Annotated in this window: 9 protein-coding genes and 1 pseudogene; 8 read left to right on the plus strand and 2 right to left on the minus strand. The window is 56.6% G+C overall.

The annotated features are described in order from the left end of the window. Positions 1-112 precede the first annotated feature (112 nt). Positions 113-586, plus strand: coding sequence for an Lrp/AsnC family transcriptional regulator (locus HK44_RS22445; protein WP_019691719.1), 474 nt, complete (start codon positions 113-115; stop codon positions 584-586). A 22-nt stretch (positions 587-608) separates the two neighbouring features. On the opposite strand, the gene HK44_RS22450 is transcribed toward HK44_RS22445, so the two are convergent. Next, entirely contained in the window at positions 609-1622 is a 1014-nt protein-coding gene (locus HK44_RS22450) for an AraC family transcriptional regulator (RefSeq protein WP_019691718.1), read from the minus strand. A 577-nt stretch (positions 1623-2199) separates the two neighbouring features. Between HK44_RS22450 and antA the strand changes: the two genes are divergently transcribed. The 4 genes from antA to HK44_RS22470 all read left to right on the plus strand — a co-directional run bounded on the left by antA (position 2200) and on the right by HK44_RS22470 (position 6604). Further along, complete coding sequence (gene antA, locus HK44_RS22455) at positions 2200-3588, plus strand: anthranilate 1,2-dioxygenase large subunit (protein WP_019691717.1); 1389 nt, start codon at positions 2200-2202, stop codon at positions 3586-3588. 2 nt (positions 3589-3590) lie between these two features. Continuing rightward, entirely contained in the window at positions 3591-4082 is a 492-nt protein-coding gene (antB, locus tag HK44_RS22460) for an anthranilate 1,2-dioxygenase small subunit (protein WP_019691716.1), read from the plus strand. Positions 4083-4100: 18 nt separating this feature from the next. Next, complete coding sequence (gene antC / locus HK44_RS22465) at positions 4101-5123, plus strand: anthranilate 1,2-dioxygenase electron transfer component AntC (protein ID WP_019691715.1); 1023 nt, start codon at positions 4101-4103, stop codon at positions 5121-5123. A gap of 77 nt (positions 5124-5200) precedes the next feature. Further along, the gene (locus HK44_RS22470; RefSeq protein WP_019691714.1) at positions 5201-6604 is read left to right on the plus strand and encodes an amino acid permease; all 1404 of its coding nucleotides are present in this window, start codon (positions 5201-5203) and stop codon (positions 6602-6604) included. A gap of 70 nt (positions 6605-6674) precedes the next feature. On the opposite strand, the gene HK44_RS22475 is transcribed toward HK44_RS22470, so the two are convergent. After that, complete coding sequence (locus HK44_RS22475) at positions 6675-7451, minus strand: sulfite exporter TauE/SafE family protein (protein WP_019691713.1); 777 nt, start codon at positions 7449-7451, stop codon at positions 6675-6677. A 150-nt stretch (positions 7452-7601) separates the two neighbouring features. Here HK44_RS22475 and cysD point away from each other — a divergent pair, with 150 nt between their 5' ends. The 3 genes and pseudogenes from cysD to tnpC form a co-directional block, all read left to right on the plus strand. After that, positions 7602-9044, plus strand: a complete 1443-nt coding sequence (gene cysD / locus HK44_RS30220) for a sulfate adenylyltransferase subunit CysD (RefSeq protein ID WP_019691712.1) — start codon at positions 7602-7604, stop codon at positions 9042-9044. Next, entirely contained in the window at positions 9044-10939 is a 1896-nt protein-coding gene (gene cysN / locus HK44_RS22485; RefSeq protein WP_019691711.1) for a sulfate adenylyltransferase subunit CysN, read from the plus strand. The genes cysD and cysN overlap by 1 nt, the downstream gene beginning before the upstream one ends. 645 nt (positions 10940-11584) lie before the next feature. Then, positions 11585-12813: pseudogene (tnpC, locus tag HK44_RS22490) on the plus strand (IS66 family transposase); the annotation flags it as partial.

Consider the following 12813-nt stretch of genomic DNA (forward strand, 5'->3'; position numbering starts at 1 on the left):
GCAGATAATGAACGAAGCTTTGGAGAATTTTCGTGCAAAGTGGACGGCCATATAGTAATTATCTCGAAGATAATTCGAATCCAACTCCAAAAATCGCGGATTAATTCAAACCATGACCCTCGACTCGACAGACCTGCGGATCCTGCACTTCTTGCAGCAGGACGGGCGTATCAGCAATCAGGAATTGGCAGAGAAAGTCGCGCTGTCACCGTCGGCTTGCCTGCGGCGTTTGCGGCTGCTGGAAAGTGAGGGAATCATCACCGGCTATCGCGCGGTGTTGAACGCCGAACGGCTGGGCATCGAGCTGGAAGCTATCGTCCATGTGTCATTGCGACAGGACGTCGATGACTGGCACGAGACCTTTATCAAGAAGGTGCAAGCGTGGCCGGAAGTCGCCACCGCGTACGTGATTACCGGCGCCAGCAACTATGTGCTGCGGGTTCAGGCGCGCAACCTGAAACACTTCTCGGATTTCATCGTCAACAAGCTCAACCGTACCGCGGGCGTCACCGATATTCGCTCGGAAATCGTCCTGCAAAAAATCAAGGAACGCGACGACCTGCTGGATCTGGTCGCCCGCAAATAAGCCGTTACTGACTGCCTCTGCGTCAAAGCCTGCGCATGCGCCGGGCCTCGTTGCGCTGCAAGGTGGCGCTCGGGGCTTCGTCGAACAACTTGCGGTACTCGGCAGAAAAACGTCCCATGTGGGTGAACCCCCAGCCCATGGCAATCTCCGAGATATTGCGCGCCAGACCCTGCTCAAGAATGTCCTGGCGCACCGCATTCAAGCGGTATTTTTTCAGATAGGCCATCGGCGACAGGGCGAAGTACTTTCTGAAGGCCTCGAACAACTTGAACCGCGAAACCCCGGCCGCCGCTTCGATGTCTTCCAGGTGCACTGCTTCGCGGGCGTTGTCGTGAATGTACTGTTTGGCCCTGATCAGGTAATACGGCAACTTCACGCCCAACACGTCCCGCAGCTCATCGGAGTAATTGTTCGGCTGGGCAAGGATCAGGCCTTTGATCAATGAGCTTTCGATGTCCCGCGTGAAGACGACCTGCTCAAACAGCGCACTGCTGCGCTCAAGTTCGCCGATGAAATACCGCGCCATGCGCCACCACGAAGCCGACGCACCGTCTACCGCATCCATCACCGACTCGAAGCGCAGCGGTGCATCCAGTGGACGCTGCAACATCCCCTCAAGGGATTCGCTCATGGCCGCCCGAGTAATCACCACCTGGACCTTGCGACAGTCACCGGAGATCGCCAGCATCTGGTTTTCATTCGGGGAGATGATCACGCCTTGATCGCGATTGGATTTGAGCAACGTGCCGTTCTTGCTCAGCTCCTGCTCACCGACCAACGGCAGGCTGAGGCTGTAGCTGCTGAAGTGCTCGGCGTCTTCAATATCGACGGTCACATCGGTGCCGTATTCGATGGTGCCCAGGGTCGTGGCCATCGACTTGAAGACGTTGGCGGTGTGATGAAAACGAATCCGTTCGGGCGTCGCGGTTTCGAGACGGTGCGGCCCGCAGATCCCTGACATCCAGGTCCGCGCGCCCTCAAGGTCATAGTGATCGATACGAATATCGCGAAACTGCGGATCGGCTTTGCTACTCATCACGGCGCACCCACGGCAATATTTTTTCAGCACGCTCTGACGGCGCGCCTCTGACTTGAGCCGAGCAAGTTCCAGACCACTGAACGCCTGCGCCAACCCAGTGGATAGCAATCATCGACTAAGTGGATAACACAGCTGTTCCGGGACCGCGGCTCACCTTCGAACAACGCTCAAGGCTGCCAAAGACAGTACCTCAATGCTGCAAACAGGGGCGGCCGTTCATCGAATGGTGCAGGGTCTTGAGTATTACCTGCCCACCTTGATACACGCGGGTGTTACCCGCAAAGATCGCAGTGGGAGGCACTTGTGGCGAGGGAGCTTGCTCCCGCCGGCCGGTCCGCGCTCGGGCGCAGCAGTCGTAAAACCTTCGGATGCGTCCTATCTGAAAAATTGCGATTGCCGACTTTAGGGCTGCTTCGCAACCCAGCGGGAGCAAGCTCCCTCGCCACAGGGGCAGTGCAGCCAGCGGCCACCGAACTTTGTGGACTGCCTTCGTCGACAAACCGGATAGACCCCTGCCCGCCCCACTCTCTCTAATGAGCGCACCGATTGACCCGAATAAAAAAGGTGCACCCCCATGAGTGGCGAAAAAAACGTCGAGCAGTGGAAAGCGTTCATTGAAGGCTGCCTGGACTTCCGTCCGGCAGAAGGCGTATTCCGCATCGCTCGGGATATCTTTACCGAGCCGCAACTGTTCGATCTGGAGATGGAGCTGATCTTCGAGAAGAACTGGATCTACGCCTGTCACGAAAGCGAGCTGGCCAATAACCACGACTTCATCACGATGCGCGCCGGTCGCCAGCCGATGATCATCACCCGTGACGGTGACGGCCAACTCAACGCGCTGATCAACGCTTGCCAGCATCGCGGCACCACATTGACCCGCGTCGGCAAAGGCAACCAATCGACGTTTACCTGCCCGTTCCACGCCTGGTGCTACAAAAGCGACGGACGCCTGGTCAAGGTCAAGGCCCCCGGCGAATACCCGGAAGGTTTCGACAAAGCCACCCGCGGTTTGAAAAAGGCCCGCATTCAGAGCTACAAGGGCTTCGTCTTCATCAGCCTGGATGTTCACGCGGATAACAGCCTCGAAGACTTCCTTGGCGATGCCAAAGTGTTCTTCGACATGATGGTCGCCCAATCGCCCACCGGTGAACTGGAAGTACTGCCCGGCAAGTCGGCCTACACCTACGACGGTAACTGGAAACTGCAAAACGAGAACGGCCTGGACGGCTATCACGTCAGCACGGTCCACTATAACTACGTGGCCACGGTGCAACACCGCCAGCAGGTCGACAGCGAGAACGGCACCCACGCCAGCGGCACGCTCGACTACAGCAAACTGGGGGCCGGCGACGCCAATACCGATGACGGCTGGTTCGCTTTCAACAACGGTCATAGCGTGCTGTTCAGCGACATGCCCAACCCGACGGTGCGCTCCGGCTACGCGACGATCATGCCGCGCCTGATCGAGGAGCATGGTCAGGAAAAAGCCGAATGGATGATGCATCGGCTGCGCAACCTGAACATCTACCCCAGCCTGTTTTTCCTCGATCAAATCAGCTCGCAGCTACGGATCATCCGTCCAGTGGCCTGGAACAAGACCGAGATCATCAGCCAGTGCCTGGGCGTGAAAAACGAGTCGGACGCGGATCGGGAAAACCGGATTCGCCAGTTCGAAGACTTCTTCAACGTGTCGGGACTCGGCACCCCGGATGATCTGGTGGAGTTCCGTGAAGCCCAGCGCGGTTTCCAGGCGCGGCTGGAACGCTGGAGCGATATTTCTCGCGGCAGCCACCAATGGGCGACCGGCACCACACCCAACAGCGAGGCGATCGGCATCGCGCCGGCCATGACCGGCACCGAATTCACCCACGAAGGGCTTTACGTCAACCAGCACAGCAACTGGCAGAAATTTCTGCTCGACGGCCTGGACGCAAAATCCCTGAAGCTACGTGAGGTGTGAACATGAATCCGCAATTGCAGTACCAGATCGAGCAGTTTTTCTACCGTAAATCCGAACTGTGCGACGCCAAGGACTGGGACGCCTACATCCAGCTTTTCGACGAGCAGAGTGAGTTTCACCTGCCGCAATGGGACTCCGAACACGTCTACACCCGCGACCCCAAGCGTGAAATGTCGTTGATCTACTACGCCAATCGCTCGGGCCTGGAAGACCGCGTGTTCCGTCTGCGCACTGGCAAAGCCGCGTCGGCCACGCCGATGCCGCGCACCCTGCACCTGATCAACAACGTGCGGATCAGCGAACTCGAGACCGGTGAGCTGGAGGTACGGTTGAACTGGCACACGCTGTTCTATCGCCTGGCCACGTCCGAGCAGTTCTACGGGAACGCGACCTATCGCCTCAAGCCTCACGCAGACAGCTGGGTGATTACCCGCAAACACGTGTTGCTGCTCAACGACACCATCAACTCGGTGCTCGATTTCTACCACCTCTGAAACCATGGAGACCGGGGCATGAACCATAAGGTTGCGTTCAGTTTTGCCGACGGCAAAACACTGTTTTTTCCCGTGCAGGCCAACGAAATACTGCTCGATGCCGCCCTGCGCAACGGCATCAATATTCCGCTGGATTGCCGCGAGGGTGTTTGCGGAACCTGTCAGGGCCGCTGCGAATCCGGCGACTACAGCCAGGATTATGTGGATGAGGAAGCCCTCTCCAGCCTCGACCTGCAACAACGCAAGATGCTCACTTGCCAGACTCGAGTGAAGTCCGACGCCGCGTTCTATTTCGACTTCGCTTCCAGCCTCTGCAATGCCGCAGGGCCTGAACAGCTCAGCGGTACGGTCACGCAGGTTCGTCAGGTCTCGGCCAGTACCGCGATCCTGCATCTGGATTTGGGCGCGGCCACCCAGCCGCTGGATTTCCTGTCGGGGCAGTATGCACGCCTGCTGATTCCAGGGACCACCAGCAAGCGTTCCTACTCCTTCGCCAACCGCCCGAGCAGCAGCAATCAGCTGCAATTTCTGATTCGCCTGTTACCCGACGGGGTAATGAGCAATTACATACGTGAACGCTGCCGGGTCGGCGATGAAATCGTTCTGGAGGCACCGTTGGGGGCGTTCTATCTACGTCACATCGCCCGGCCGCTGATTCTGGTGGCCGGCGGCACCGGACTGTCCGCATTGCTGGGGATGCTCGACGAAATCGTCGCGCGCGGTTGCGAGCAGCCTGTGCATTTGTACTACGGTGTACGGGACGCAGCCGACCTGTGCGAGAGCGAACGGATCAGTGCCTATGCTCAACACATTCCAGGGTTTCGCTACACGCCAGTGGTCAGCGACCCATCACCGGGCTGGGAGGGAAAGCGCGGCTACATCGCCGAGCATTTCGAGGCCGGCGAACTGCGTGATACCGCGGTCGACATGTACGTCTGCGGGCCGCCGCCGATGGTCGAGTCGATCAAGAGCTGGTTACAGGATCAAACCCTGGACAACGTGCAGCTGTATTACGAAAAGTTCACTGAAAGTAACGTCTGAGGCTCACAAACGCGTGCCAATTGAATAAGCTGTCGACCTGCAACAAAGCCTGACCATAACAACGAGAAGGTATCCAGATGGCGGATGAACAACTGCAACAGGGCGTGCTGAAGCGGGGGCTGAAAAACAGGCATATTCAACTGATTGCGCTGGGCGGCGCGATTGGTACAGGGCTGTTTCTCGGCTCCGCCGGCGTGCTCAAATCGGCCGGCCCGTCGATGATTCTCGGCTATGCCATTGCCGGTTTCATCGCCTTTCTGATCATGCGCCAGTTGGGAGAGATGATTGTCGAAGAGCCGGTCGCCGGCTCCTTCAGCCATTTCGCGCACAACTACTGGGGTGGTTTTGCCGGCTTCCTGTCCGGCTGGAACTACTGGGTGCTGTATGTGCTGGTGGGCATGGCGGAGCTGACCGCCGTTGGCAAGTACGTGCAGTTCTGGTGGCCAGAGGTTCCGACCTGGATCAGCGCAGCGGTGTTCTTCGTACTGGTCAACCTGATCAACACGATGAACGTCAAAGTCTTCGGTGAAATGGAATTCTGGTTCGCCATCATCAAGGTCGTGGCGATCATCGGCATGATCGCCCTCGGTTGTTACATGCTGGTCAGCGGCACCGGCGGCCCGCAGGCCTCGGTGAGCAACCTGTGGAGCCACGGCGGTTTCTTCCCCAATGGCACCAACGGTTTGCTGATGGCGATGGCGTTCATCATGTTCTCCTTCGGTGGCCTGGAGCTGGTCGGCATCACTGCCGCTGAAGCCAGCGAGCCGAGGAAAGTCATCCCCAAGGCGATCAACCAGGTGGTTTACCGCGTGTTGATCTTCTATGTCGGCGCACTCACCGTGCTGCTGTCGCTGTACCCATGGGACCAACTGCTTCAGACACTGGGCGCTTCCGGCGATGCCTACAGCGGCAGTCCGTTTGTGCAAATTTTCGCCTTGATCGGCAGCAATACCGCAGCGCAAATCCTCAACTTCGTGGTGCTGACCGCGGCGCTCTCGGTCTACAACAGCGGCGTTTACTGCAACAGCCGGATGCTCTACGGCCTGGCAGAACAGGGCGATGCGCCCAAGCCGCTGATGAAGCTGAACAAACAGGGTGTGCCGTTACTGGCGCTGGGCGTATCGGCGCTGATCACCCTGTTGTGTGTGGTGGTCAACTACGTCGCCCCGAATGAAGCCCTTGAGTTGCTGTTCGCACTGGTGGTCGCCTCGTTGATGATCAACTGGGCGATGATCAGCCTGACGCACCTGAAGTTTCGCAAAGCCATGGGCCAACGCGGCATCGTGCCAGGCTTCAAGGCGTTCTGGTCGCCGTACACCAATTACCTGTGCCTGGCGTTCATGGCCATGATCATCTACGTGATGTTGTTGATTCCAGGCGTACGTGCATCGGTCTACGCGATCCCGGTCTGGGTGCTGATCCTGTTCGTGTTCTACCGGGTTCGGGTCGCACGGACCCGCGCTTTGTCAGTCGCTCGCTAACCTTCAGCCAATCGACAAAAAGCCCCGGCATTCGATGAATGCCGGGGCTTTTTATTGACATCCAAGCCTGTCAGGCCAGGGTTTTCACTCCCCCCGCCAACAAGACCATCGCCAGCAACACCTGTATCCAGCGACCATTGAGCCTTCGACTCATCAAGCTTGCCACCACCACGGCAGGAATTGACCCCACGAGCAGGCTGATCAGCATATGCCCGTCCAGCATGCCGGCAAACAGGTAACCCAGCCCGACAACCAGTGCCAGCGGTATCGCATGCATGATGTCCGTTGCGACCAGGCGATGCGGTGTCATCCGCTGTGGATACAAATACAGCAGTATCACACTCCCTAACGCCCCCGCACCGACCGACGTTAACGCCACGCAAAGACCAAGAGCCAAGCCGGCAAGCACGGTTAGAGCCGGCTGCAATCGCTTGAAGTGGCTTGAGTTGTCCAGGCGACGCTCTCTGGCAAATAACCTCAACACTGGGGCGAGCAGCATACCCAATGCCGTAATCAGGATGACGACGCCTATTGCTTCGGTCAGCCAGTCAACTTTCTGCACGCTGGCCCCGAAACTCACCAACGCCACGACCAACAGCGCCATTGGCAGACTGCCCAGCCACAAGCGTTTAACGACCTCCCAATCTATTTGTGCCGAGCCGTTGTGAATGCTGGCAGCCACAATCTTGGTAAGGGCGGCAAACCATAAGTCGGTGGCAATTGCCGTCGTCGGCGCCACACCCAGCAGCAGCAAAATCGGCATCATCAGCGCCCCCCCGCCTACGCCGGTAAGGCCAACGATAAAGCCGGTCAAAGCCCCCGCCAGTGCATAGGCACCATCAATCATCCTGACGTAGAGCAGTCATGTAAAAAACATCCAAAGAAAATTTGTCGCAGATTGTGGTTTAATACAAAAAATAATCAAGAAAAACCATTTAGATAACCTGTAACTATATTATCTAGAGAAATCCGCACATTGCGACAAGGACGATTTTCCATGTTGAACCCCGATCTTCTTGGACTGGATGCCCCTGTGGTATGGGATACGCAGCTGGCATTTCTCCATCTGAACCAACTCAATCAAGCAGACACCAAACGCACAGCCGAACGGCGACTGCACGAGCTTGAGCTCCTCCCTCCCGAACTATCCGCGCAAAGTCTGAGCGATGAGCTAGGACGCCAGTCGACGCCATCGGTCCTGGCTTGGGAAATTGAAAAGGCGCGTACGAAACGCAAGTTGGTACTTTTTGTTCAGTTAATCCGCGCACCTGACGGACAGGATTTTTTGCACGCCAACGATGCCAGGGGCGCCCGCTACTGGTTGCCGCTTGGCATCTGTCAGGTTGACGCGCAACAGCTCACGATTGCACTGCAACGCCTGCAAAAGCATATCGCCAAGAACATCGTCATCTTCCCGAGCGGTCGCCTGGTTGGTGTTTGCAGACACGCCAGCGCGTCAGCCAATGTCGAGCTCGGACTGTTGAGTTACCCAGCCGTGCTGGATGAAAGAGCTCAAATCGGCGCAATCGATGCATTGAGGGTACGTACACCCCACCTCAAGCGCCTTGAAGCCGAAAGCCTGCAGATTATTCGTGAAGCGGCTGCCGAGGCCGAAAACCCCGCCATGCTTTACTCAATGGGCAAAGACAGTGCGGTGATGCTGCACTTGGCTCGCAAGGCCTTTTACCCTTCGCCGCCGCCATTCCCCCTGCTGCATATAGACACGCGCTGGAAGTTTCAAGAGATGTATATGTTTCGCGACTTTATCGCGCGTGAGAGCGGCATGGATCTGCTCATACATATCAATCTGGAAGCCATTAGCAAAGACATCAACCCCTTCGATCACGGCTCGGCGCTGCACACCGACATCACCAAGACCGAAGGACTGAAGCAAGCCCTGGATAAATACAAGTTTGATGTAGTGTTCGGTGGCGCACGCCGGGATGAAGAAAAGTCGCGCGCGAAGGAGCGTATTTTTTCGTTCCGCACCCGGAGCCATCACTGGGATCCGAAACAGCAGCGACCAGAACTGTGGAACATCTACAACGCGCGCAAAAACCAGGGCGAGAGCATTCGCGTCTTCCCGCTATCCAATTGGACAGAACTCGATATCTGGCAATACATCTACCAGGAAAATCTCCCTTTGGTACCCCTGTACTTTGCCAAGGAGAGGCCTGTCGTAGTGCGCAACGGCATAACGCTCATGGTTGACGATTCACGCATGAGCCTGTTGCCAGACGAGAAGATTGAAGCCAGGAGCATTCGCTTTCGTACCCTTGGCTGCTACCCCCTGACCGGTGCAGTGGAATCGAATGCCGCCACCGTAGCCGATATTCTGCTGGAGCTGCTCGGATCCACTCGTTCCGAGAGACACGGGCGAGCCATTGATAGTGACAGTTCAGCCAGCATGGAAAAGAAAAAACAGGAGGGCTATTTCTGATGGCACCTAAAGCACAAACAACAGCTGCCAGTAAGCCCTCGACGATTGAGGAGTATCTTGAACAGCAACAAGGTCAAGACTTGCTGCGTTTTATAACCTGCGGCAGCGTGGATGATGGCAAAAGCACCCTGATTGGACGCCTGCTATGGGACGCCCAGCAGCTGACTGACGATCAATTGGCCGTACTAAAAAACGAATCGAAAAAGTATGGTACCCAAGGGGCCGAGATTGACTTTGCCTTGCTCGTCGATGGCTTGTCGGCAGAGCGCGAACAGGGCATTACCATCGATGTGGCCTATCGCTTTTTCGCTACCAGCACGCGCAAGTTCATCATCGCCGATACGCCCGGCCACGAGCAGTACACGCGCAACATGGTCACCGGTGCTTCAACTGCAGACGTGGCGGTGATCCTGATAGATGCCCGACAAGGTGTACTGACACAGACACGCCGGCATGCGTACCTGGTATCGCTGATGGGTATTCGCCACGTGGTGGTTGCGGTGAACAAGATGGACCTGGTCGGCTTTGATGCAAGCCTATTTCAGCGTACCGTTGATACCTTCCAACAATTCGCACAAACACTGGGCTTTGAAAGGGTAACGCCCATTCCGCTGAGCGCGCTAAAGGGAGACAACGTCACTCGGCGCTCGGCAAACACGCCTTGGTATTCAGGGCCGACACTGATGGGCTGCCTGGAAACAATAGAGATCAACACCCCAAAATCCGAGCGCTTGGTGTTTCCGGTGCAGTGGGTAAATCGACCTGATGCTTCGTTCCGCGGATTCAGCGGCTATGTCGGTGAGGGGCAAGTCCGCGTTGGCGATGAGGTTCGCGTCAGCCTTTCTGGGCAAACGGCGACGGTCACCGAAATTGTCAGTATGAACGGCCCGATGCAGGAAGCTCTATGTGGCGATGCCATTACCTTAAGACTCAGCAAAGAAATTGACGTCTCCCGCGGCGACATTATTTCCCTGAGCCAAAGCCCGCTGGAAATAACCGACCAGTTTGAAGCTACGCTGATATGGATGAATGAAGAGGCTGGACTGCACGGCCGTAACTACGACATCAAACTGGCGACGCAGTGGGCATCTGCATCGATCACGAACATCAAATATCGAGTGAACATCAATACCCTCGCCCATGACGCCAGCACGCACTTATCGCTGAATGACATCAGCGTATGCACGCTGGCGATCAGTAAACCGCTGGTTTTTGACAGCTATCAGCACTCCAAAACACTCGGCAGCTTTATTCTGGTTGATCGCGTCAGCAACGCCACCGTGGCTGCCGGGATGATTACCCACAGCCTGCGGCGCGCGCAAAACGTGCATAAACAAGCCCTGTCGATCACTCGCGAAAACCGGGAGAAGCTCAACGGCCACAAGGGCAAGGTCATCTGGTTTACCGGCCTTTCCGGCTCGGGCAAGTCGACACTCGCGAACGCACTTGAAGTTGAGTTGCATGCGCGCGGCCACCGAACCTATATCCTCGACGGCGACAACGTTCGCCAAGGGCTAAACAAGGATCTTGGTTTTACCGATGCAGACCGCGTAGAGAATATTCGGCGCATCGCCGAAGTGGCCAAACTGATGATGGATGCCGGGCTTATTGTCATGGCCGCATTTATCTCCCCGTTCAGAAGAGAACGGCAAATGGCACGAGAACTGATTGGTGAAGAGAACTTTGTGGAGGTATACGTCAGCACACCGCTGGAGGTCTGCGAGCAGCGGGATGTGAAGGGACTCTACAAGAAAGCAAGATCGGGGCAACTGCCTAATTTGTCGGGGGTTGGCAGCCCTTACGAACCGCCCGTCGACGCTGACTTCGAGATCAATGCGGGGCAGACTGGACTGAATATGGCAATTACTCAACTGATGCAAACTTTCAAGCAGTAACTGATCTGCCAGCCAAAAAACAAACACCCCGAACCAGTCGGGGTGTTTGTTCTTGGATCAGAGCATTTGCTTGGGCAACCATGCTGACGTATAGGTAGGAGCAGCCTTATATCGGCGCCTTTTCCAACGGTCGCTCAACACCACGCCTTTTGAACGCAGCAGCACCGGGTGATTTGGAGTCAGCTCCTGCAAACAGACTCCGGGAGGCCTATTCCCATCTTTGATATAGCATCGCTGGCTCACGCCAGCGTTCGTGACACAACCCAATACAAAATCTTCACTCGATTGCGGGCTTGTTGAGAAAAACAAAAAGCACGGGGGTCGAACACCGCAACTTTGATATCCCGTTAGAGCAACGCTGCAAGGCCGTCGATGGATTTTTGAAAAACTACGGGTATTGGGGGGCAGATCAACTTTTTCCACTTTTGCGTCGGATCACATCATGACGTGCTGGTTCCGTAAGGAAATCGGGAGGACAGCATCAGGCTTCACTGGCGGCTTTGTATGTGGGCACGGTGGATCGTTTGCATTGTTCTGACCGTGCAGGAACTGAACTGGCTACTGGATGGTATTGATCTTTGGCGCAACCGCCCTCATCAGGTTTTGACACCGCGATTCGTGGCCTGATTCGGTATAATCCTGAGCATGATTTCCATACCCGAAAACCTCCCCGATGATCCTGAATTGCTCAAGCAGATGCTTGCGAAGATGTAGTCCAGGGTCGGTTTTCTCGAAGAGGAAAACGCACTGCTGCGTCAGCGCCTGTTCGGACGTAAGTCCGAGCAAACGGCTGATCCGGCAACGCCGCAGTTGGCCCTGTTCAATGAGGCGGAAAGCGTCATAGAGTCCATTGATGGGGCCGCTGAAGAGGAAATTGTTGCGCCGACCCAGCGCCGTGGTAAGCGCAAACCGCTGCCGGCCGATCTCCCTCGCATCGAAGTCATCCACGAGCTGCCCGTGCACGAGCTGACTTGTGCTTGCGGCTGCCGCAAGCACGCCATCGGCGAAGAAACCAGCGAGCAGCTGGAAATCGTGCCGATGCAGATTCGCGTGATCAAACACATCCGCAAGGTCTACGGCTGCCGTGCCTGTGAAACGGCACCGGTCACTGCGGACAAGCCCCAGCTGATTGAAAAAAGCATGGCCAGCCCAAGCGTGCTGGCGATGCTGCTGGCCACCAAATACGTGGACGGTTTGCCGCTTTACCGTTTCGAAAAAGTACTGGGCCGCCATGGCATCGATATCCCGCGCCAGACCTTGGCCCGCTGGGTTATCCAGTGCGGCGAACACTTGCTGGAAAGCCGCATCATCCACTGCGATGAAACCCGGGTGCAGGTGTTGAAAGAGCCTGATCGGGAGCCAAGCAGTCAGTCCTGGATGTGGGTGCAAACCGGTGGCCCGCCCGACAAACCGGTAATCCATTTCGACTACTCAACCAGCCGGGCGCAGGAGGTGCCGACGCGCCTGCTTGATGGCTATCGCGGCTACGTGATGACCAATGATTACGCCGGTTACAACGCGCTGGGCGCACAGGACGGATTTGAACGTCTAGGTTGCTGGGCGCATGCACGGCGCAAATTTGTCGAAGCGCAAAAAGTGCAACCCAAAGGAAAGACGGGCCGGGCCGACATCGCGCTGAACCTGATCAACAAGCTTTATGGCATAGAACGCGACCTAAAGGCCGACAACGACGGCGAGCGTAAAGCCGGTCGTCACGAGCACAGCCTGTCGGTGTTGGCTCAGCTGAAAAGCTGGATGGAAAAGACGCTACCACAGGTGACAGCTCAAAACGCCCTAGGCAAAGCCGTCAACTATCTGGCGAGCAACTGGAACAAACTTGAGCGGTACGTCGAGGAAGGCTACCTGACAATCGG

It is taken from the genome of Pseudomonas fluorescens HK44, assembly GCF_000217955.3.
GTDB lineage: Bacteria > Pseudomonadota > Gammaproteobacteria > Pseudomonadales > Pseudomonadaceae > Aquipseudomonas > Aquipseudomonas fluorescens_AQ.

Excerpts from the sequence above, each read along its gene's own strand:
- HK44_RS22445 (WP_019691719.1), top strand. The coding sequence starts at position 113 with ATGACCCTCGACTCGACAGACCTGCGGATCCTGCACTTCTTGCAGCAG.
- HK44_RS22450 (WP_019691718.1), bottom strand. The coding sequence starts at position 1,622 with ATGAGTAGCAAAGCCGATCCGCAGTTTCGCGATATTCGTATCGATCAC.
- antA (WP_019691717.1), top strand. The coding sequence starts at position 2,200 with ATGAGTGGCGAAAAAAACGTCGAGCAGTGGAAAGCGTTCATTGAAGGC.
- antB (WP_019691716.1), top strand. The coding sequence starts at position 3,591 with ATGAATCCGCAATTGCAGTACCAGATCGAGCAGTTTTTCTACCGTAAA.
- antC (WP_019691715.1), top strand. The coding sequence starts at position 4,101 with ATGAACCATAAGGTTGCGTTCAGTTTTGCCGACGGCAAAACACTGTTT.
- HK44_RS22470 (WP_019691714.1), top strand. The coding sequence starts at position 5,201 with ATGGCGGATGAACAACTGCAACAGGGCGTGCTGAAGCGGGGGCTGAAA.
- HK44_RS22475 (WP_019691713.1), bottom strand. The coding sequence starts at position 7,451 with ATGATTGATGGTGCCTATGCACTGGCGGGGGCTTTGACCGGCTTTATC.
- cysD (WP_019691712.1), top strand. The coding sequence starts at position 7,602 with ATGTTGAACCCCGATCTTCTTGGACTGGATGCCCCTGTGGTATGGGAT.
- cysN (WP_019691711.1), top strand. The coding sequence starts at position 9,044 with ATGGCACCTAAAGCACAAACAACAGCTGCCAGTAAGCCCTCGACGATT.